At 61.9% G+C, this 20,302-nt stretch carries 19 protein-coding genes; 5 read left to right on the top strand and 14 right to left on the bottom strand.

Annotated elements, in window-relative coordinates:
* Positions 1-19: 19 nt before the first annotated feature.
* The 7 genes from ACQR1W_RS23540 to ACQR1W_RS23510 all read right to left on the bottom strand — a co-directional run bounded on the left by ACQR1W_RS23540 (position 20) and on the right by ACQR1W_RS23510 (position 7,011).
* The gene (locus ACQR1W_RS23540) at positions 20-505 is read right to left on the bottom strand and encodes a Zn-ribbon domain-containing OB-fold protein (protein ID WP_434853037.1); all 486 of its coding nucleotides are present in this window, start codon (positions 503-505) and stop codon (positions 20-22) included.
* A complete protein-coding gene (locus ACQR1W_RS23535) occupies positions 502-1,695 on the bottom strand; it encodes a thiolase C-terminal domain-containing protein (protein WP_434853036.1) in 1,194 nt (397 codons plus the stop codon). The genes ACQR1W_RS23540 and ACQR1W_RS23535 overlap by 4 nt, the downstream gene beginning before the upstream one ends.
* Complete coding sequence (locus tag ACQR1W_RS23530; protein ID WP_434853035.1) at positions 1,695-2,987, bottom strand: CaiB/BaiF CoA transferase family protein; 1,293 nt, start codon at positions 2,985-2,987, stop codon at positions 1,695-1,697. Before ACQR1W_RS23530 ends, ACQR1W_RS23535 begins: the two co-directional genes overlap by 1 nt.
* Before the next feature lie 73 nt (positions 2,988-3,060).
* Entirely contained in the window at positions 3,061-4,281 is a 1,221-nt protein-coding gene (locus tag ACQR1W_RS23525; RefSeq protein WP_434853034.1) for an ABC transporter substrate-binding protein, read from the bottom strand.
* A gap of 47 nt (positions 4,282-4,328) precedes the next feature.
* Positions 4,329-5,291 (bottom strand): PDR/VanB family oxidoreductase, encoded by a 963-nt coding sequence (locus ACQR1W_RS23520; protein ID WP_434853033.1) that lies wholly within the window; start codon positions 5,289-5,291, stop codon positions 4,329-4,331.
* 58 nt (positions 5,292-5,349) lie between these two features.
* Positions 5,350-6,669 (bottom strand): Rieske 2Fe-2S domain-containing protein, encoded by a 1,320-nt coding sequence (locus ACQR1W_RS23515; RefSeq protein ID WP_434853032.1) that lies wholly within the window; start codon positions 6,667-6,669, stop codon positions 5,350-5,352.
* A gap of 27 nt (positions 6,670-6,696) precedes the next feature.
* The gene (locus ACQR1W_RS23510; protein WP_434853031.1) at positions 6,697-7,011 is read right to left on the bottom strand and encodes a hypothetical protein; all 315 of its coding nucleotides are present in this window, start codon (positions 7,009-7,011) and stop codon (positions 6,697-6,699) included.
* Positions 7,012-7,206: 195 nt separating this feature from the next.
* On the opposite strand from ACQR1W_RS23510, the gene ACQR1W_RS23505 reads away from it, so the two are divergent.
* The 3 genes from ACQR1W_RS23505 to ACQR1W_RS23495 all read left to right on the top strand — a co-directional run bounded on the left by ACQR1W_RS23505 (position 7,207) and on the right by ACQR1W_RS23495 (position 10,451).
* The gene (locus ACQR1W_RS23505) at positions 7,207-7,740 is read left to right on the top strand and encodes a MarR family winged helix-turn-helix transcriptional regulator (RefSeq protein WP_434853030.1); all 534 of its coding nucleotides are present in this window, start codon (positions 7,207-7,209) and stop codon (positions 7,738-7,740) included.
* 319 nt (positions 7,741-8,059) lie between these two features.
* Positions 8,060-9,199 (top strand): acyl-CoA dehydrogenase family protein, encoded by a 1,140-nt coding sequence (locus ACQR1W_RS23500; RefSeq protein WP_434853029.1) that lies wholly within the window; start codon positions 8,060-8,062, stop codon positions 9,197-9,199.
* 37 nt (positions 9,200-9,236) lie between these two features.
* Complete coding sequence (locus ACQR1W_RS23495; RefSeq protein WP_434853028.1) at positions 9,237-10,451, top strand: ABC transporter substrate-binding protein; 1,215 nt, start codon at positions 9,237-9,239, stop codon at positions 10,449-10,451.
* A gap of 120 nt (positions 10,452-10,571) precedes the next feature.
* On the opposite strand, the gene ACQR1W_RS23490 is transcribed toward ACQR1W_RS23495, so the two are convergent.
* Both ACQR1W_RS23490 and ACQR1W_RS23485 read right to left on the bottom strand, forming a co-directional pair.
* Positions 10,572-11,348, bottom strand: coding sequence for an SDR family NAD(P)-dependent oxidoreductase (locus tag ACQR1W_RS23490; RefSeq protein ID WP_434853027.1), 777 nt, complete (start codon positions 11,346-11,348; stop codon positions 10,572-10,574).
* Between the two features lie 59 nt (positions 11,349-11,407).
* The gene (locus tag ACQR1W_RS23485) at positions 11,408-12,271 is read right to left on the bottom strand and encodes a MaoC/PaaZ C-terminal domain-containing protein (RefSeq protein WP_434853026.1); all 864 of its coding nucleotides are present in this window, start codon (positions 12,269-12,271) and stop codon (positions 11,408-11,410) included.
* Between the two features lie 143 nt (positions 12,272-12,414).
* Between ACQR1W_RS23485 and ACQR1W_RS23480 the strand changes: the two genes are divergently transcribed.
* Complete coding sequence (locus ACQR1W_RS23480; protein ID WP_434853025.1) at positions 12,415-13,581, top strand: thiolase domain-containing protein; 1,167 nt, start codon at positions 12,415-12,417, stop codon at positions 13,579-13,581.
* 1 nt (position 13,582) lies between these two features.
* Positions 13,583-13,987 carry a Zn-ribbon domain-containing OB-fold protein gene (locus ACQR1W_RS23475; protein WP_434853024.1) on the top strand — a complete coding sequence of 135 codons (405 nt, stop codon included), beginning with the start codon at positions 13,583-13,585 and terminating at the stop codon, positions 13,985-13,987.
* Between the two features lie 60 nt (positions 13,988-14,047).
* Here the strand turns inward: ACQR1W_RS23475 and ACQR1W_RS23470 are convergent, their stop codons facing one another.
* From ACQR1W_RS23470 to ACQR1W_RS23450, 5 genes are all read right to left on the bottom strand, one after another.
* Positions 14,048-15,244, bottom strand: a complete 1,197-nt coding sequence (locus ACQR1W_RS23470; RefSeq protein WP_434853023.1) for an acyl-CoA dehydrogenase family protein — start codon at positions 15,242-15,244, stop codon at positions 14,048-14,050.
* Positions 15,245-15,252: 8 nt separating this feature from the next.
* A complete protein-coding gene (locus ACQR1W_RS23465; RefSeq protein WP_434853022.1) occupies positions 15,253-16,401 on the bottom strand; it encodes an acyl-CoA dehydrogenase family protein in 1,149 nt (382 codons plus the stop codon).
* A 48-nt stretch (positions 16,402-16,449) separates the two neighbouring features.
* Positions 16,450-17,688, bottom strand: a complete 1,239-nt coding sequence (locus tag ACQR1W_RS23460; protein ID WP_434853021.1) for a cytochrome P450 — start codon at positions 17,686-17,688, stop codon at positions 16,450-16,452.
* A gap of 27 nt (positions 17,689-17,715) precedes the next feature.
* Entirely contained in the window at positions 17,716-18,819 is a 1,104-nt protein-coding gene (locus tag ACQR1W_RS23455) for an NAD(P)-dependent alcohol dehydrogenase (protein WP_434853020.1), read from the bottom strand.
* Between the two features lie 72 nt (positions 18,820-18,891).
* The gene (locus ACQR1W_RS23450; RefSeq protein WP_434853019.1) at positions 18,892-20,160 is read right to left on the bottom strand and encodes a cytochrome P450; all 1,269 of its coding nucleotides are present in this window, start codon (positions 20,158-20,160) and stop codon (positions 18,892-18,894) included.
* Positions 20,161-20,302 lie beyond the last annotated feature (142 nt).

Here is a 20,302-nt window from a genome sequence, read left to right as displayed (position 1 = left end):
GGAGGTTCAGAGATCGAGGTCACCGGCAAGAAATCGAAATATCGGCGGGAGGCTGACGAAGGCTCCACTGCAACAACGAGTATGGCGGATCAGAATCGCAATGATGCTCGAACACGCCCGCAACCTCGGCCCCGATCGTGATCGAACGCAATGGGTCGCCCAAGAGATTGCCGATCATGCGAACGCCGCCGGCATGCGGCAGCTCCACGAGCACGGCAAGATAAGGACCATGCTCCCGCAGAGCTGCATGCGACGGATGCCAGACCCGTTCCCAGCTGAAGATGCGCCCCTGCGGGGCGACCTCGACCCATTCCGGATCAAACGCATGACATCGATGGCAGATCCATTCGGGCCCGAATTGCCAGGTGCCGCATCGGCTGCAGCGTTGCACGACGAGCCGCTCCTGCCGCAAGCCCGCCCAATAGGGTGCGGATAGGCCATCGGGCTCGGCCACTGGAGCAGGAAGCCCGCCGGGAAGATAAAACGAATTCTTTGGGCTGCTCATAGCGTCGCCTCTGAGCCAAGGAGGAGATTGCTGACAGGTGTGACCATTGACCCGCCGATCACCATCGCTACGTCATTCCGCCGTACCTGGTTCACGGACGTGCCGCGCACCTGGCGCACCGCTTCCAGCAAGAGCTCGAAGCCGTGCATGTAGCATTCTGCGAGGTTGCCGCCGCTGGTGTTGAGCGGCAGCCGGCCCGATGGCGCCACGAGGTTTTCAAACGTGAGAAACTCATTCGCCTCGTCCGGCCGGAAAAATCCGTGCTCGGTCAGCGCCATCACCACGCCCCCGGTGAAATTTTCGTAACTCTGAACCACGCCGACATCCATCGGGCCGACACCCGCCATCCGATAGAGATCGGGCGCCACGGTGTGGAAGCTCGCGCTGGCATAGTGTGGCGCGTTATGCGGCGCGGCTCCGGCGCGAAATCCCGATCCAACCGCCGCGCCGAGCAGATAGGCCGGCTTGTTGCGGAAATCTGCGGCCCGTTCGGCGGCGACGAGCACGATTGCGGCCGCGCCGTCATTCTCCATGCAGCAATCGTAAAGATGAAAAGGCTCCACGATCCAGCGCGACGCGTCGTATTTGTCGGGATCGAGCGGTTTGCCATGCATGATCGCCCGCGGATTAGCCTGCGCATGATGGTAGGATGCGAGCGCAATCGCACGCAGCGCCTCTTGGCGAACGCCGTAGTCGTGCATGAAACGGCGAACGCGCATGGCAAAACGCTGCGGCGGCGCCAGCACACCATAGGGCATCAGATAGGCCTTCTCGCCCGAAACGCTGGCGATACCACTGGTCTGACCGAAACGGCCATATTCGCCTTGGGCCAATGAGCGGAACACCACGACACAATCGGCTAGGCCCGCGACGATGGACGCCGCAGCATTCGCAACTGCGGCGCAGCAGCCGCCCCCGCCGCCGCCCCATTGCATGATCGCCGTGCGAAGCTGGCGGATGCCGAGCGCTGCGGCCAGGCGCGAGGCCTCGCTGCGGTCGTCGCTGTAGGATGAGAAGCCGTCGATCTCACGCGGATCGATGCCGGCATCGTCGCAGGCGGCCAGGATCGCCTTGAGAGCCAGCTTGAATTCGGCATCCGGCGAGGCGCCGTGCCGATAGTACTGCGTTTCGCCGATGCCGATGACCGCAACACGCCCTCGCAGGGTCCGCTCGGATGTTTGCCGTGACATCAGGTTTTGGCATCCTCGGCGATCGTCTTCGCCATGCGAGTGCCGAACGCGCCGGCTTCCGTCAGACGTGCCAGGCTCGTGTCATCGTAGCCGAGCAGATCGCGCAGGACGATCTCTGTATGTTGTCCCACCGCCGGTGCGGCGATTGGGTCGGCAATCGGTGTTCGCGAATAGCGGATCGGCGAATTCACGTTCGGAACCCAGCCGACCGTATCATGCGGAATCCGCGTGACGATGCCCCGGTCCCTCGCTTCAGGTGAGCGAATTGCTTCACCGACGGTCCGCAACTGTCCGCATGGCACACCAGCTGCTCGCATTCGCATTTGCCAATAAGACCAGGGCCGCTGCGCAAAGGCAGCGCCGAGGATGGCGAACAGCTCATCACGCCGCCGAATCCGATCCGACCCCGTCGCGTAGACATCCGCGGCGGCCAGATCGGGGCGATCGATCACCTGGGACATCAGACGCTGAAAGATCTTGTCGTTGCCGCAGTTAATATAGAAGGCGCGATCTTCGGCCTGAAACACGCCGGACGGGCAGGTGTCCGGACTGGTATTGCCGTGACGCTGCGGATCGGCCCCGGTGAACAAATGCTGCATGGTCGCATAACCGGTCATCAGCACGGCATTATCGAACAAGGAGACCTCGACGGCTTGGCCAAGCCCAGTGCGCTCACGCGCGACAAGCGCTCCCAGGATCGCGTTGCAGGCCATCATTGCCGTGCTGATATCCATGACGGGCGAGAGCGCTCGTACACCTTCACGATCGGCATAACCGTTCATGGAGACGAACCCGCTCTCGACTTGGGCGATCGGATCGAACCCAAGTCGATCCGCAAACGGCCCCTCTCGTCCATAGGCGGACACCGAGCAGTAGATAATGTCGGGCTTCAGCTTGCAGCACTCCTCGTAGCTCAAGCCGAACCGCTCCATAACCCCCGTCGAGAAATTCTCGACCACGACATCGGCCGTTGCGACGAGTTGCCGCGCGACCTCCACCCCCGCGGGCGACTTGAGATCGAGAGCGACACTGCGCTTGTTGCGGTTGGTCCATAGAAACGGCGCGCCGAGTTTGAGGCCCGAATACACCGGCGGGTAACGGCGCAAGTCGTCCCCGCGGCCGGGTGGCTCGATCTTGATGACCTCGGCTCCCATGTCGGCCAGAATCATGGTCGCGAAAGGACCCGCAATGAAGTGCGAAAAATCGACGACGCGTATGCCCTGAAGCGCCTTCGGCGCATCGGGCGGCCGCGATGTGTGCGCCGGAAACTCTGCTTCGATATGGTCCAACATGTCTCTTCCCAGTTTGCAGCAATAAAATGGGAGCGTGAGCGTCGATGCGTTCCCGCTTCCGAGCACGTCGCTCTCAATTTCCCTTCGGCTGATCGACCAAGCTGCATCCGCTCTGCTCGAGCGGCCGGAACGCCTCTTGCCCGCTGAGAACTCCGACCTTCTCCAGCAGGTCCCATTTGCTCTTCGAGGCCTTGGGATCCTTCACCTTGAAGATATACATGTTGTGGATCGCGCGACCGTCAGCACGCACGACCACCGGACCGAACAGCGCATCGTCGATCGGGGCTTCCTTCATCTTCCGGATAACGGCGGGCGCATCATTCGTCCCAGCAGCGAGCGCGGCATTCAGATAAGCCAGCACCGACGAATACACGCCGGCATGGAATGCTGTTGGCGATTGGCCGTGCTGCCGCTCAGTGAACCGCGCAGACCAGGCGCGGCTAGCCTGGTCCAAATCCCAATAGAAGGGCTGCGTAATGATGAGCCCCTGCCCGACCGACAGCCCACTGGATTCAACATCGTTCGTGGTGGTCAGCAGCGCAGCAAAGGTACGCCCATTCTGCTTGAGGCCGAATTCAGCCGATTGTTTGATTAGGTTCACGGTATCGCCTCCCGCCGTCGCAAACGCGATGACATCGGCGCCTGAGCCGTCCGCCTGGAGGATGAACGAGGCGTAGTCGGCAGTGTTGATGGGAACGTTGACGGAGCCGAGCACCGTGCCGCCTCCCGCGGAGATCACCGACGTCCCGTCCCGCACCATCGACTTTCCGAGCGCATTGTCGGTCGCGATGAAATACCATTTCTTGCCGCCGTGATGGACGAGATAGTCGCCGAGCGTATGCGATGCAGCCCAGGTGTCGAACGTCCACTGGATCGTATTGGGTGAGCAGTATTTCCCGGTCAGGTCCGAAGAGGCCGCACTGGACGCGACCAGAGCCACCTTGCTGCCACGTACGACCTCGTTCACGGCGAGGCCGACGGCGGAGTTCGGCACGTCCGCGATCGCATCGACATTCCCCTGCTCCATCCAGCGACGGGCAATGGCCGCGCCGACGTCGGGCTTGTTCTGGTGATCCGCCGAAACGATCTCGACCTTGAAATCCGGATGGTTCTGCATGAAATCCTCGGCGGCCAGCTTTGCCGCCGTGACGGACCCTTCCCCGGCGTTGTCGGAATAGGGGCCCGACGCATCGTTCAGCACGCCGATTTTGATTGACCTCGCTTCGGCTGCCAAAGGCGAGCACATGGACATGGCAAGCAAGGACAGCGATAGGTATCGCGACAGTCGCGTCATTGGTTTCCCCGGTTTTTATATTGTTGGTTGTTTGTGGTTCGACGTATTTAGATGTCTAAAGTCAGCGTCTTGGACTTTGCGCCCGAACAGCAGATCATGATGGTCTTGTTGGCTTCCTGCTCCTCCTTGCTCAGAAACTGGTCGCGGTGGTCCGGTATGCCGTCGATCACCCGCGTCTCGCAGGTGCCGCAGACCCCTTCCATGCAAGCGTGGTTCGCCGGCACGCCTGCATCCATCAGTGCTTCCAGAATTGTCTTGCCGCTCTCCACCGGGATGATGCGACCGCTCCGCGCGAGGCGGACCTCGAAACCGCCCTCAATGGCCGGCGCCTCCTTGGCCTTGAAATATTCCACGTGTACGAGGTCGGAGGGACGGCCCTGGGTCGCAGCCTCGAACGCCTCCAGCATTGGGACTGGACCGCAGCAATAGAGATGGGCGTGTGCCGGCGCCCTCCCCACGATGGCGGCGAGGTCGAAGACCCGGCCCGATCGCTCGTCGTCCAGATCAACATGCAGTTTCAGGTGGACGTTCGGCCGAAGGGCATTCAGTTCGTCAAGGAAGGCCGCGGCCCGCCGCATTCTTGCGGCATAGAACAACTCCCAATCGCGTCCCAAAAACTCGAGGCGGCGGATCATCGACAGGATCGGTGTGATGCCGATGCCACCCGCAATCAGGATCGAACGATCCGCCGCTTCATGAAGCGCGAAATTGTTCCGCGGGCAGGAGGCGGTGACCACGTCTCCAGCCCTGATCCGGTCATGGATGAAGGCGGAGCCGCCGCGGCTTGCCGCATCCTTGTTGACCGCGATCACATAGCGGTGCCGCTCCCGCTGATCGCTCACCAGTGAGTAGCTGCGAATGAGGCCGCTCGACAGATGCAGATCAATGTGAGCCCCCGCTGTGAAAGGAGGAAGCTCGGCGCCATCCGGCGCCACCAGCTCATACGAGTTGATGTTTTCCGCCTCGTAGGTGATCCGCTTCACGCGTAGCTCAATGATCGGGTCAGCCATCCAGTCGATCCTTGCGGGCGGTGTGCTGAGCGCTACTCATGTGCAGCATTGTCCGGCCTCACACCTCGTAGCCGAAATCAGTCCCGAGCCTGGCCCTCATGAAGGGCGCGCCGACATCGGCCCACTGCTCTTCCGGCGGCAATCGGAGCGATACCGCCCGCACCATGAACACATCGGGATCGGTGACACCCTTCGGTTTGATGCCGTGATCGCGGTAGGCACCGAGTGCTTCCAGGATGAACCGCCTGGTCATGGCGATGCCGGTATCGCTGGAGCAGAGATTCTCCTTGGTGCGGTCGAAGATCGGCGAGACGCCGCTCTGACACGCGCCGTCCTGCACCCAGAGACCTGGAAGGCCCGAGAACCATGTCGTCTGCTGGGCTTCGTAGTTGAATTGAAAGCCGTTCTGCGGATTGTACTTGGTCCAGTACCCCGCATAGGGGACCGTTACCGAATGCTGGACGAGCGCGTGGCGGCTGGCATGGCCGCTCTCCCGGCCATTGTGCCCTTCCGCGAAGACCTGACGCGTCTTCGGCAGCAGCGGCTTCGAGGGATGATACGAGAACATGATGCAAAGCGTGTTCTCGTCATCGATCGGTACCCAGGCATGGCCGCTCAGATCGGGGAACGGAGACAACGGCGGCACCAGCGTGTAGAACGGCAGCATGAATTGATTGACGCGCCAATACAGCGTGTTGGCGTCATAGTTGCGCCGGGCCGCAATACTCATCCCGAAATCCTGCTTGATGCATTCGAATGTCGGGCGGAGATCGCGCTTCTGAATCCAGGCGCTCGTGGTCCCCTGCGAGTCCAGCCGCCCGTGCAGCAGCGGCGCATGCGCCGAGTCAATCTCACCCTCGACCGCCTGCAGCCAGTTGCATTCTTGGACCCGCACTGAAATATGCACCTGGTCCTGCGGCACCAAATTCCACTCGAGATTGGGGAGCGGCGGCAGCTCGGTCTGCTCCGGACCCATATAGGTCCAGATCATTCCGTTGCGCTCTTTGCAGGGATAGGCCTTGATCCGGACCCGCTCCTTGAGGCGGCTGCGGACCGGTTCGGCAGGCATGTCCGTCACGGCGCCGCTCACGTCGAACTTCCAGCCGTGGTAGACGCAGCGCAGCCCGCAATCCTCATTGCGGGCGAACACCATCGGCGCGCCGCGATGCGGACAGGCCTGGTCGACCAAGCCGACACGTCCCTCGGAATCCCTGAAAGCAACCAGGTCCTCGCCAAGCAACCGGATGCGCTTCGGTTGGCCGTCGGTCACCAGATCCGCTGACGGCAGGAATGGAATCCAGTACAGGCGGAAAAGCTCGCCAAGGGGCGTGCCCTTCCCGACCCTCACCAGTCGTTCATTGTCTTCGTGCGTCAGCATTGGGTCCTCCTGAGACGGATTGTGCGATTATTGCTTCGGTGGCGAGCTCAAAAGCTGAGCCACGCGCTCCGACAAGCCGAGATCATGCGCAGCCCAAAGCGGGTCGGCGGCCGCGAGCGGCGGGCGTGGCACAGGCGGCTGCTGGCCTTGCTCGACCAACCCCACGATGATTTCGATTCGTCGCCGCTCCAGCTCCATCAAGGCATCTTCGACCACCGCGCCTTCAACCGTGCAGCCAGGCAATTCAGGGTACGCGACACGAATGAGCCAACGCCCGGGCTTGCTCTCGATCGCTTCGGCCCGCAACAGATAAGGCACCGCCAAGAAGTCGCGCAGGACCACTGGAACTCTCCCCGAGAGCGTCTTGTGGCGCTCCATTTTGATACGTATACGTATTATAATCGCGCTTGCTTTGCAAGCACCAAACGCCCGTCATTCCACAGGTGCACTTCGCCTTGCTGCTGAGAAGATTGAGAGCAATCGAGCCAGCTGGTAACGGCTGATCCGAAATGGAACGTTAGCCGGGACCAGGACAGCATGTCAGTCGGTAAGGACACCAAGACGAGCTCAGCCGCGGAGATAGCGCGTGGGTGGCAGCTCGAAGGCGGTATGGGCTTCCTGCTACGACTCTTGGAGGCCCGCTACGATGCCCTTTATCAAAGCCTGACCAGCCAGACAGACATCACGCCGCGCCAGTTTGGTGTCCTCATGGCGCTGTACCAGCTTGGCGCCCTAACCCCGTCCGTACTGGCAGAGCGGATCAGCTGCGACCGCAACACGCTGAGCGAGATGCTGAAACGCATGACAGCCCGCAAGCTGGTGTCCAGGAAGCGCAACGTGGACGACGCTCGCTCGTTCCAGGTTCAGATCACCTCAAGAGGTGAGGAAGCCCTCCTCGCCGTGGTTCCGGCCGCAGCCCAATTGCAGAACATCATGCTGGCACCCCTGGACAAGGAAGACCGCGCCCATTTTCTCAAATGCCTGCAGGCGATCGCCAAGGCATCGACGTTGGAACCGCTCGCCGACGCAGAACGCCGTGCAGGCGGCACAGCCAGCACGAAGCGGGCTTGAACTCAGCGCCGGACACCCCGGTCAAGAGCGTCGTTTGCCATAGAGCGTGAGCGCGCGCAGCAGCGCGTCCCGCACAGCGGGCACGCCCCGCCGCCAAGCCGACATCGTCCTTGATGGCAGCCAGGTGCCGATGACGCGCGGGGAAGCGAACGCAGACCCGATGCCTCCTGGTTCATAGCGCATCCAGCAGCCGAACTCCGGGCGAGCACGGCACCTGCGCTGGCGACCGAACGCCCGCTCCTGCTTGTCACTCCTGCATTCCACGGCTATATTGGTCCAACCATTGATAATTGCCGTAAGCAGGGAGAAACGGACCGTTATGAATTTCACCGAAGAGCAGGTCGCGTTTCGCGACGGCATCCAGAAGATGGTCGCCAAGCATGTGGCGCCCATCGCAGCCGAGATCGATGAAACCGATCGCTTCCCCGACGAGCTCGTGAAGCTGTTCGGCGAGATGGGACTGATGCAGCTCTGGGTCCCGGAGCAATATGGCGGCCCGAACGGCAATTTGACCATGATGTGCATTGCACGCGAGGAGATCTCGAAAGTCTCGCCGGCTTGCGCCTCGATTGCGGGCCTCAACACCATGTTCATCATGCCGCTCCTGCACTTCGGCTCGGAAGAGCAGCGGCAGAGGTTTCTACCGATCATCGCCAAAGGCGGGGTGGTGACAGCGATAGCAATCTCTGAACCCCAGGCAGGATCGGACGTTTCGGCCTTGAATACCCGCGCGCGCAAGGACGGCGATAGCTACATCATCAACGGGCGGAAGCAATGGTGCAGCTACGGCGTGGCCGCCGACTACATTGTCCTGATGGCGCGCACCAGCGACAGCACGGGTTCAGACGGTATCAGCGCGTTCATTCTCGAGCCGAAGAAGATGCCGGGCATCAGCTTCGGGCGGCATGAGCGCAAGATGGGCTTCCGCGGCGCGCCGAACACGCCGATCTTCCTAGATAATGTACGTGTGCCTGCGGAAAACCTCGTCGGTGAGGAAGGCAAGGGCTTCAAGGCTTCCATGCGTGCGCTCGACCTCAACCGGCCAACCATCGGCGCACAATGCGTCGGCCTCGCCCAAGGCGCATTCGAAGCCAGCCTCGCCTACGCCAAGGAACGAAAGCAGTTCAAGAAGAGCATCTCGGAGTTTCAGGGCGTGCAGTTCATGCTGGCTGACATGGCCATGCAGATCGAGGCTGCGCGCGCGCTGGTCTATGAATGCGCCCGTGCGGGAGACGTCGGCGACTGGAAACGCCTCAATCTGCTTGCAAGCATGGCCAAGTGCTTCAGCAGCGACATGGCGATGAAGGTCACCACCGACGCCGTGCAGGTGTTCGGCGGCTACGGCTACACCATGGATTATCCGGTCGAGCGAATGATGCGCGACGCCAAGCTGACCCAGATCTTCGAGGGCACGAACCAGATCCAGCGCCTCGTGATCGCCCGCGAGCTGCTTCGATAGTCTCAACAAATCAAAAAACAGACCTGGAGGAAGTGCCTTGAGCCGCCGATCGATCCTGACATCGTACTCGATATTCGTCGCCACGTTCCTGTCCCTCTCAGCGGCGCATGCCCAGAAGACCTACGATCCGGGAGTCAGCGATACCGAAATCAAACTGGGCCAATCGACGCCGCTCAGCGGACCGGCCTCCGCCTTTGGCGCGGGGGCCGGGCGGGCGGTCGTTGGTTATTTCAAGATGCTCAACGAGCAAGGCGGGATCAACGGTCGTAAGATCAGCTTCACGCAGCTCGATAATGCCTACAGCGCGCCCAAGGCCATCGAGCAGTCCCGCAAGCTCATCGAGGACGTAGGCGTCTTGGCCGAAGTCGGCACGATCGGAACGGTGCCGAACGTCGCCATCCAGAAGTTCCTGAACTCCAAGAAAGTACCGCAACTCTTCATCACTGCGGGCGGCCGCCGCTTCAACGATCCGAAGCAATTTCCCTGGACCGTGCCGCTCTACCCGGACTTCGAGACCGAAGGCCGCGTGGTCGCCAAATACATCCTCAAGACCAAGCCGGACGCCAAGATCGGCGTGCTCTATCAGAACGATGATTTCGGGAAGGACTATCTGAAGGGCTTACGGGCAGGCCTGGGCGCCAAAGCGAATTTGATCACAGCCGAGGCATCTTATGAAATTGCAGACCCGACGATCGACTCCCAGATCGTGCAGCTGAAAGCGGCAGGCATCGATACCTTCATCGAGCAGTCCTCGGCCAAGGCGGCGGCACAGTCGATCCGCAAGACCCATGAACTGGATTGGCACCCACTGCACATCATCGGGGGATCGACCGCTTCCGTCGAAACAGTGCTGAAACCGGCCGGTCTCGACGCGTCCCGCGGATTGGTGACCACGCAATTCCTCAAGCAACCGGGCGATCCCGCTTGGGCCAACGATGATGAGGTCAAGGTCTACAAGGATTTCCTGGTGAAATATGCACCATCGGTCAATCCCGACGACTACTCGGTTCTGGTCGCCTATATGAACTTGAACGCGCAGGCTACGGTGTTGAAGAAGTGCGGCGACCAATTGACCCGCGAGAATCTGATCCGTCAGGCGACATCGCTTCACGGCGAACGAATCCCGATGATGCTGCCAGGAGTGACGATCAGCACCACGCCCGAGGACTACACTCCGTTCAAGACGCTCCGAATTGCTGTCTTTGATGGAACCAGCTGGACATTGTTAGGCGATCCAATGACAGCCGATTAAACCACGGTGGAAAAAAGGCCGGTGGGCGCGCCGGTTGCGCAGCCCACCGGCAGTTTTGCCTTCGCATTTCGGCATCGCAGGTGGTCCAAGATGCTGAGGGAGACGCGAAGGCTGTCGTGATCAAAGGCTGATGTGGAAACCGCCGTTCACGCCAATGTGCTGGCCGGTGGTGTAGGAGGAGGCATCCGAAAGCAGGAAGCAGACCGTCCTGACAACTTCGTCCGGCGTTGCCCATCGCCCCAGAGGGATCTGTGCCAGCATGCCGTCCCTGAATTTCTCCCCCCGTACGACCTCGGTCATCGGCGTCTCAACCACCCCGAAGCAGATCGAGTTGGTCCGGATGTTGTATTTGCCCCATTCCCGCGCGGCGGTCATGGTCATCCCAAGCAGTCCGGCCTTGGCCGCGGCGTAGTTGATCTGACCAATGGAGCCCTTCCGTCCTGCGTCCGAGGAGATGTTCACGATGGATCCACCGCTCATTTCGCCCTCCTTCGCGCGCTGGACCAGATGACGGCCGACCGCCTGCAGCCAGAGGAAAGCGCCGGTGAGGTGAACATCGATTACCTCCTGCCATTGATGCGCGCTCATTTTCTCGATCATCGCGGGACGAACGATTCCGGCATTGTTGACCAGCCCATTAACCGAGCCGAACCGGCCAACTGCATCGTCGACCGTCTTTGCGGCGAGCTCGGCGTCGGTCACGCTACCAACGACCTTCATCAGCCGCTCTGCAGGCAAGGTCGCGAGCCCGGTCTCGAGCGCCGCGCCGTTGAGATCGACGGCAACCACATTGGCGCCAAGCTCGATCGCAAGTTCAGCCGTTGCCTTGCCGATGCCTTGCGCCGCACCGGTGACGACGACTGTCCGGCCTTCCAGCGACACCATATTCTTTGTCATTTCTCGTTCCTCGATTCCCTGGTGAAGGTCATTATTATGCAGGGGTCAAAAGCCGTGGATCACGTCGCGGCCCAGCCATGGCTCAGGACCATCACGTCGCGCTCGGCGACGCGCGCCTGGAACGCGATCCGCTCACCAACACGCCAGCATTCGAGTAGGATCGTATCACCGGGGAAGACCGGCGCGGACATGCGCGCCCGCATTGCCTTCAGCCTCGCAGGGTCGCTGTCGCAGAACGCTTCAATCAGGCCGCGGCAGGCGAATCCATAAGTCGCAAGTCCATGCAGGATCGGCCGCGGAAAACCGGCTTTGGCGGCAAAGGCGGGATCGATGTGCAGAGGATTGAGGTCCCCGGATAGCCGGTAAAGCACCGCCTGATCAGGACGCGTCTGCAACATGATCACCCTGTCAGGCGCACGATCCGGAACAGGCGCCGGAGCGGTGGCCGGCTCGTCACCACCCGTGTCCTTCGAGAAGCCGCCATCGCCGCGAAGAAAGAGCACCTGTTCGCAAATCGCCACCAATTGATTGTTGGTCTCGGTCCATAGCTCCTTCTCGACATGCATGACGGCGCCCTTGCCAACGCCCTTGTCCACCAGCCGCGCGACGCGGCTCTTGCCGACCAGAATTCCGCTCGGAGGAAGAGCGGCATGGATCTGCACGGACTGTTCGCCATGCACCATTTTCGCGAAGTCGATACCGAGCTCCGCGTTGTCCCTCATCCAGGCGCCTGGTGAAGCCAGGACGCTGGCCATCGTCGGAAGCGCCACCAGATCCTGTTCGTAGACGAGGCGCAATTGCCGAGAGTCGAGCGGATCGCTCGCGGCCCCAACGCCAAGCGCATAGAGGATCGTGTCTCTCGCCGTATAGGCCTGCCGGACTTCGCCCGACCGCCACGCCCGGGTCTTCGCATAATCCACCATGTCCGACTGCTCTCCTCGCCATCCCCAATTCAGGGTCGGCCCTTGTATTTGGTTGAACCAATGATATAGACCGGTCGTATGGTGGTCAACGAGGCTTCACGCAGACGCAGCGCCCACAAAATGAACAGGAGCTCGAGATCCTGATGAGCATTCGACGCAAGGCCTGCATTGCAGGTGCCTTCGAGCACCCGACCCGCAAAGCTCCTGATAAGACCGTTGCCCAGCTGCATGCCGAATGTGCGCGCGGGGCGCTGGAAGACGCAGGGCTGCGCCTTGAGGATGTCGACGGCTATTTCTGTGCCGGCGACGCGCCTGGGCTGGGCCCAAACAGCATGGCGGACTATTTGGGGCTTCGTCCCCGCCATGTGGATAGCACCGACACCGGCGGGTCCGCCTATCTGGTTCACGTCTCACATGCAGCCCAGGCCATCGCGACGGGCAAGTGCGACGTGGCCCTGATCACGCTCGCCGGTCGGCCACGGAGCGAGGGATCGAGCGGCGTGGCGCCGAGGTTGGTCGGCGCCGGCACGCCGGACGTGCCTTGGGAGGCGCCCTATGCGCCCGTGACGGTCAACATGTATGCGCTCGCAGCGGCGCGGCACATGTACGAATACGGGACGACCAGCGAACAACTGGCCTGGATCAAAGTGGCGGCCGCCACGCATGCCCAATATAACCTGAATGCGATGCTGCGCGACTCTGTCACGGTCGACGATGTGCTGGCGTCGCCGATGATCTCCGATCCCCTGCATCGGCTCGACTGCTGCGTCGTCAGCGATGGCGGCGGCGCGCTGGTCGTCGTTCGCCCGGAGATCGCGCGCTCGCTCAAGCGCCCCGTCGTCAACGTTCTCGGAGGCGGTGAAGCGATCAAGGGGCAACTCAACGGACAGGTCGACCTGACCTTCTCCGGCGCAGCGTGGTCCGGTCCGCGCGCTTTCGAGGAAGCCGGGGTCAAGCCGGCGGACATTCAATATGCCTCGATCTACGACAGCTTCACCATCACCGTCCTCATGCAGATCGAGGATCTCGGTTTTTGCGAGAAGGGCAAGGGTGGCCGCTTCGTCGCCGACGGCAATCTGATTTCGGGGATTGGCAAGCTTCCCTTCAATACGGATGGCGGCGGCCTCTGCAACAATCATCCAGCCAATCGCGGCGGCATCACCAAGGTGATCGAGGCGGTCCGACAGTTGCGCGGCGAGGCCCATCCCAAGGTCCAGGTCCCCGATTGCAGCCTGGCCTTGGCTCAGGGCACCGGGGGCCTGCTCGGCTCCCGCCACGGCAGTGCCACCCTCATCATGGAGCGCGCGTGAGATGACGACGATGTACCAGGACCGCCCTCTCGGCTCAGCGGTCCATGACCCCGCGACCGAACCGTTCTTTGCCGCAACGGCGAAAGGGTCGCTTCGCGTGAAGGTCTGCAGTACCTGCCGCAAGCCGCATTGGTATCCCCGCCCCCTTTGCCCCTACTGCCTCGGCGACACCGAATGGAGCGATGTCGCCGGCAAAGGTGAGATCTACAGCGTGAGCGTCACGCGCCGTGCCGGCCCCATCCCTTACGCGATCGCCTATGTCCGGCTCGACGAGGGCGTCACGATGTTGAGCAATATCGTCGATTGCGATCTCGACTCGTTGCGGATCGGACAACGTGTCCACGTCGTTTTCAAACCGGCCGACCACGGGACGATGATCCCGATGTTCGCTCCTGATCCCGGGTGAGGGCAGCACACCGCAGGGTGACCTCCGTCAGGGCTCGATTGCCATGATCTGGCGACGCCCTCAAAGCCCAAGCACCTGCTTGGCGATGATGTCGCGCTGGATTTCCGAGCTGCCGCCGAAGATCGTGTTAGCGCGGCCATTGAGATGACGGGGGACGACGCTGAGCACCTCCTCCGGAATAAGCGGCTCAACATCGAGAGCATAGAGAGGACGGCGTGTTTCCTCCACCAGCGCATGCTGCCCGACTATTTCAACTCCCACGCGGGAGATAGCCTGGTGGATTTCGCTGGCACGCAGCTTGAGGACCGACGATACCGGTCCGGGATTGTCGCCTCTCTGCAGCGCAGACAAGACCTTCAACTCTGCAAACTCGAGCGTCTGGAGATCGAGCTCGATTTCCGACAGTTTGGTCGCGATCTCCGGATGCGATATCGCGTGGCAGGACAAGTCGGAGTTGGCCAGTCCCCTCACCTTCCCCAGCGCATATCTCAGTTTCGGCGAGTTGACACCGCCGCCTCGCTCGAACTCCAGCAGATACTTGCCGCAGGTCCAGCCCCGCCCCTCCTCGCCGACGAGATTGGTGACCGGAACCTCGACCTCGTCGAAGAACACCTGATTAACGTCGTGATCGCCGCTGATCATCATGATCGGGCGGATGGTGATTCCTGGCGACGCCATGTCGATGAGCAGGAAGCTGATGCCATCCTGCTGCCTCGGCTCGTCGCTGGTGCGGACCAGGGCGAACATGCGATTGGCGAAATGCGCGTGCGTCGTCCAGATCTTGGTACCGGTGACGATGTAATGATCACCGCGGCGAACCGCACGCGTCTTCAGTGAGGCCAGGTCGGAGCCGGAGCCCGGCTCGGAGTATCCCTGGCACCACCGATCCTCGCCGCTGAGGATGCGAGGCAGGTAGTGTTTCTTTTGCTCAGATGTCCCAAAGCGGATCAAGACGGGTCCCACCATCTTGATGCCCATGGGAGACAGCTGCGGGGCCCCTGCTCGCGCACATTCGGATTCGAAGATCCAGCGTTGCGTCGCGGACCAGCCGGGGCCGCCATATTCCTGGGGCCAGCCCGGCGCGACCCAGCCGCGCTCATGCAAGGCCCTTTGCCAAGGTGCGACAACATCGGGATCCGAAAAGAATGAGACGGTGAGAGAGCTCGCCCGCTGCAATCCGGGCGGAAGATGGGTACCAATGAAGGCGCGCACCTCATCTCTGAAGCGCAATTCATCTGGCGTGAGTGATAGTGACATGATTGATCTCATTCGGAGTGAGAGCTGCTGAACAGCTTGGCGTGGCGCTGCAGATGGAAGTCTACGCTTCCGAACAGCGCCTCGAAGACCAGCAATCGTTTGAAGTAGAGGCCGAGGTCGAGCTCGTCCGTCACTCCCATTGCGCCGTGAAGTTGAATCGCCTGCTCCGCGAGATTGCGCGCGCAACGGCCGATTTTCACCTTGGCACCGGACGCAGCGAGCGACCGCTGCGCCGAATTGGTATCGGTGCCGACCAGAAGGGCCGCACGCGCCGCCATCGCTCGCGCCTCTTCGCATTGGACGTACATGTCGGCCAGCCTGTGACGGATCACCTGATTGGCGGCGAGCGGCCGGCCGAATTGCTTGCGCACCTTGGTGTATTCGAGCGTGGCGTCAAACATGGTCCGCATCAGACCACACGCCTCCGCGCCGAGCGCGGCAATCGCCCGATCGACGACGGCCTCGATCGCCGGCAGCACATCAGCGCTCGTTCCAAGCCGTGCATTCGACGGAAGCCGGACCTGCTCGAAGGTCAGCTCCGCGACACGCCCGCCACCCAAGCGCGGCGCTTCGCGCCAACGCACACCGGCGGCGTCCTTTGGCACCAGGAACAGCGCGAGGCTTCCGCCTTGAGCATCGGATACCCGCGCTGAGACGAGGTGGATGTCCGCAGAGGTCGCGTCGAGCACAGCGATCTTGCGGCCGTGGAGGGTCCAACCGGGATCGTCGCTCCGCACGACAGTCTGAACCGCGGAGAGGCCAGCCCTAGCGTCGGTCTCGTAGTGAGCAAACGACAGCATGAGTTCGCCGCTGATGATGGCCGGCACCATGCTCTTTTTTTGCTGTTCCGTGCCACACTCGGCGACCAAGGACCCTGCCAGCAACACTGTCGAGAGATAGGGCTCGGTGGCAAGCCCACGGCCGAACTCCTCCATCAGGATCGCAACCTCCACAGGGCCGCCCCCGAAGCCGCCAATTTCCTCATCAAATGGCAGCCCGAGCCAGCCCAGATCAGCGAAACTGCGCCAATTCTCGCGTTTGAATCCGTTGGGATCCCGCATCGCACGCCGACGTGCCGTCGAATCATAGTATTCGGCGACAAACCGTTCGAGGCTATGGCGAAGCATTTGCTGCGCCTCGCTCGGGGTCAAATCCATTCGAGGGGCTCCATTCAGTCCAGCATCCTGAGTTTGCAGATAGGCCTGCTAATGCAGTCGTGAGAAGCGGATCGGAAGCCGCTTCAATCCGCCGACGAATGATGTTTCGGTCCAAGCTGGGTCGCCAGCGAGCTGGAACTTGTCCGCGCGTGACAGCAGCTCGCGCATGAACGCGATCATCTCGACCTTGGCCAGATACATTCCCAAGCAGGCGTGGATGCCGAACCCGAAGCCGACATGGCGGTTCGGCGTCCGGTCGGCGACAAAAGCGAATGGACGTTCGAAGGCATCCTCGTCCCGATTGGCGGACGGATAAGCCAGCAACAGGTTATCACCCTGCTTGATGGTCTTGCCGCGCAGCGTGTAGGTCTCCGTCGCGGTCCGGAAGAAGTGTTTGACCGGAGAGACCCAGCGCACGATTTCCTCCACGGCGGTCGGAATAAGATCGGGGTTGTCCCTCAGCTTCCGCATCTCGGCCGGGTTCTGCATCAAGGCGAGCAGACCGCCGGAGAGCGTAGCGCTGGTCGTGTCGTGACCCGCGCTGGCGAGCGCCACGTAATAGGATGAGGTTTCGAACTCTCCGATCGGCTTGCCGTCAACCTCGGCCGTGGCGATGATGCTTGCGAGGTCATCCGTGGGGTTCTGCCGCCGCTCCCGCGCGACCTCCCTGAAGAACTCCACGTAGGCGAAGGTGGCGTCGATCAGATCGCTGCCACGCTGCATTTCCGGATCACCGCCCCCGAAATAGGCCTTGGTGATATCGAGCAGACGTTGACCATGCTCGTCCGGAATTCCCAAAATCAGCATGATGACCTTGAGCGGGTACCAGACGGCGACATCGTTGTAGAAATCGCAGGCATTGCCTTTCTCCAGCATTTGGTCGACGCTGGCGCGCGCGAGCAACCCTATCCTTTCTTCGAGACGACGCACTTCGCGCGGCTGGAACCAGGCATGCGTGATCTTCTTGTATTTCGCATGCTCCGGATTATCCATGTGATTGATGGCGCGGACCAGCATCGGACGCCCAGCCATCGCCTCGCGCACCTTGTTCTCGAAATCGATGGACAGGATCTTGGTGCGCGGCGCGTTGATAAAGCGCTCGTTCTGCCGCTCGATCTCGATGATGTCGCGGTGTTTGCTGATGGTCCAGAACGGCCGAAATCCGGACGGCTCCGTCCAATGCACCGGATCCTCTTTGCGCAGAGCCGTAAACAGGTCATGCTGCCGGTCAAGATCTCCATACGTCTTGTGGTCGACGATCGCGTAGTCCCAGCTCGCATCCTGCATGTCTATCCTCCCCTGTCTTTGTTATTTTCAGTTCATCCGCAGCACTGGCTTGACCGTCGCCCTGGTCTCCATGTCCTCGATGGCCCGGTTGATCGCTTCAAAGGGATAGAACGCGACGATCTTGTCGACCGGCAGCCGTCCTTGGCGGTAGAAGTCGATGAGGCGCGGCAGGAAGATGCTGGAGACGGCATCCCCCTCGACGACGCCCCGCACCGTCAGACCGCCTCCGACCAGCACGCTGGCCTCGACCGGAAAACGCGTCCCCCGCGGTGGAGCAGCGACCTGCGCGGACGAGCCTCGCTGCCGCAAACAAGCGATCGACGCAGCTACAACTTCGGGGACCCCCGTCGTGTCGAGCGAGTGATCGAGGCCGCGGCCTCCCCCGAGCGCCATCACCGCCTTGGCAAGATCTGGAGTTCGTCCTTCGATCGTATGCGTTGCCCCGATGTCGCGCGCCCGCGCAAGCCGCTCGGCACGAACATCGACGGCGATGATCGTGCTGCAGCCCGCAAGCTTGGCGGCCATGATCGCAGCCATTCCGACCGCGCCAACGCCAAACACGGCAATCGACGCGCCAGCCCGGGGCGACAGCACGTTCAGCACGGCGCCTGCGCCGGTCTGGATTCCACAGCCGAGCGGCGCTAACAGCTCAAGCGGCAGATCCTTGCCGATCTTGACGACGTTGCGCACTGTAGCGATGGCGTGGCTCGCGAACGCCGATTGAGCGAAAAAGGACCCACCGAGTTCGGTGCCGCGGTAACGCAGGCCCGACCCGCCACGCCGCTGGCCGAACAGGTTGATCATGCCAAACTCGTCGCAATAGCCGGGCGCGCCGAGCTGGCACTGGCCGCACGCCCCACATGAGCCGAAACTCATCAGCACGTGATCGCCCTCGGACAGCCCGACGACGCCGGGACCAACACGTTCGATCACGCCGGCGCCCTCATGGCCGAGAACCTTGGGCAGCGGCACGGGGATGTGCTGCAATTTCACCGCAAGATCGGTATGGCAGATGCCACACGCCTTGACGCGGACCAGCACTTCGCCGGGCCCGAGATCGTCGGAGAGATCGCATTCGATCAATTCGAACGGGCGCTGCGGCTCATGCGCCACGGCTGCTGTGATCTTCATACGCGTCTCTGCTCCCTCGCAAGTCCAGGGCGGTCGAATTAGGCGGGCCGCTTTCACGGCCTGCCCCTTCCATCAATGCAGTCGATAACGGATCGGCAGCCGCTTGGGCCCGTTGACGAACCAAGACACGGTCATCGCTCCCGCTCCGTCGAGCTCGACGAATTCGAGCCGCTGCAGCAACTCTTCGAACAGAATCCGCATCTCAAGCTTGGCCAGATACTGGCCAAGGCACAAATGCGCGCCATAGCCGAAGGCAAGGTGCCGGTTCGGCGAACGATCGATCTGAAATGCATCGGGATCCTGGAAGACGGTTTCGTCGCGATTGGCGGAGGCGTAGCAAAGCATGAGCCAATCGCCGCGCTTGATGGAACGGCCGTCGATCTCGATGTCCGCCGCTGCGGAGCGCATGAAGTGCTTGACCGGCGTGCTCCAACGGATCGCTTCGTCGACGAAACCCGGCATCACAGCGGGGTTGGCCTTCAGCCTATCGAACTGATCCCGGTGTTCGCAAAGCGCCCACATTCCGCCCGCGCTCGAGGACGAGGTCGTATCGTGGCCGGCAGTCGCGATCGTCACGAAATAGCTGAGCGCATCGAGATCGGAGATCGGCTCGCCGTCGACCTGCGCGTTGGCGATGATGCTTGCGAGGTCGTCCGACGGGGTGGCGCGCCGGTCCGCAACGATCGCGGAGAAGAACTCGCCGAACTCCGCGACGACGTCCGACAGCGCCGCGACGCCATCCCGCTGGCCCCTGCGCGCATTGTCCGGGTCTTTGGTGCCGAAAAATTCCTGCGTCAGACGCAACATCCTCGGCTCATCATCCGGATCGACGCCCAGGATGGTCATGATCACCCGCAGCGGAAAGCCGAGCGCGATTTCAGATACGAAGTCGCAATGTCCGTCGAACTCGGCGAGCCGATTCGCAAAGGTTTTCGCGATGTCGCGGATCCGTACCTCGACCGAGCGCAGATTGCCGGGCGTGAACCATTTCTGCGTCAAGGCGCGAAACTTGGGGTGGTCCGGGGGATCCATCTGCACGAGGGCGCGAAGCAGGCCGGGGCCACCGGTGGCCGCCTCGATCCTGGCTTCCGCCTTGGTGCTCAACAAGGCTATCGGGCGATCGCTGCTGCGAAAGAGCTGCGTCTGCTGGCTCACGGTCTGAACGTCGGCATGGCGCGTCACGACCCAGAACGGATTGAAGCCGCGCCGGCTGGCCACTCCGAGCGGCTGTTTCGCGCGCAGCCAGCGATAGGCGTCGAAGATGCGCTGGTCGCCATAGGCTGCGGGATCTGTGAGCACCGCCACGACATCTTCCGGGATTTGGAAATCCGTAGCGCTCAACTCTGGCTCCCTCCTCGGCCGCGGCGTTCAGCGCTTTCGAAATGAAGCACTTGGACCGATCGGCGTGTTTCAGGCACTTCTTGACGAGCACCCATCCTTATTGGTTCAACCAATGAGAAATAACATCGACTGTCGACTTTGC

Source organism: Bradyrhizobium sp. HKCCYLS1011 (assembly GCF_051167795.1).
GTDB lineage: Bacteria > Pseudomonadota > Alphaproteobacteria > Rhizobiales > Xanthobacteraceae > Bradyrhizobium.
This window is presented reverse-complemented; position numbering and strand designations above follow the sequence as displayed.

Bases quoted from the DNA above. Each gene is read 5' to 3' on its own strand.
- ACQR1W_RS23540 (WP_434853037.1), bottom strand. From the start codon at position 505: ATGAGCAGCCCAAAGAATTCGTTTTATCTTCCCGGCGGGCTTCCTGCT.
- ACQR1W_RS23535 (WP_434853036.1), bottom strand. From the start codon at position 1,695: ATGTCACGGCAAACATCCGAGCGGACCCTGCGAGGGCGTGTTGCGGTC.
- ACQR1W_RS23530 (WP_434853035.1), bottom strand. From the start codon at position 2,987: ATGTTGGACCATATCGAAGCAGAGTTTCCGGCGCACACATCGCGGCCG.
- ACQR1W_RS23525 (WP_434853034.1), bottom strand. From the start codon at position 4,281: ATGACGCGACTGTCGCGATACCTATCGCTGTCCTTGCTTGCCATGTCC.
- ACQR1W_RS23520 (WP_434853033.1), bottom strand. From the start codon at position 5,291: ATGGCTGACCCGATCATTGAGCTACGCGTGAAGCGGATCACCTACGAG.
- ACQR1W_RS23515 (WP_434853032.1), bottom strand. From the start codon at position 6,669: ATGCTGACGCACGAAGACAATGAACGACTGGTGAGGGTCGGGAAGGGC.
- ACQR1W_RS23505 (WP_434853030.1), top strand. From the start codon at position 7,207: ATGTCAGTCGGTAAGGACACCAAGACGAGCTCAGCCGCGGAGATAGCG.
- ACQR1W_RS23500 (WP_434853029.1), top strand. From the start codon at position 8,060: ATGAATTTCACCGAAGAGCAGGTCGCGTTTCGCGACGGCATCCAGAAG.
- ACQR1W_RS23490 (WP_434853027.1), bottom strand. From the start codon at position 11,348: ATGACAAAGAATATGGTGTCGCTGGAAGGCCGGACAGTCGTCGTCACC.
- ACQR1W_RS23485 (WP_434853026.1), bottom strand. From the start codon at position 12,271: ATGGTGGATTATGCGAAGACCCGGGCGTGGCGGTCGGGCGAAGTCCGG.
- ACQR1W_RS23480 (WP_434853025.1), top strand. From the start codon at position 12,415: ATGAGCATTCGACGCAAGGCCTGCATTGCAGGTGCCTTCGAGCACCCG.
- ACQR1W_RS23475 (WP_434853024.1), top strand. From the start codon at position 13,583: ATGACGACGATGTACCAGGACCGCCCTCTCGGCTCAGCGGTCCATGAC.
- ACQR1W_RS23470 (WP_434853023.1), bottom strand. From the start codon at position 15,244: ATGTCACTATCACTCACGCCAGATGAATTGCGCTTCAGAGATGAGGTG.
- ACQR1W_RS23465 (WP_434853022.1), bottom strand. From the start codon at position 16,401: ATGGATTTGACCCCGAGCGAGGCGCAGCAAATGCTTCGCCATAGCCTC.
- ACQR1W_RS23460 (WP_434853021.1), bottom strand. From the start codon at position 17,688: ATGCAGGATGCGAGCTGGGACTACGCGATCGTCGACCACAAGACGTAT.
- ACQR1W_RS23455 (WP_434853020.1), bottom strand. From the start codon at position 18,819: ATGAAGATCACAGCAGCCGTGGCGCATGAGCCGCAGCGCCCGTTCGAA.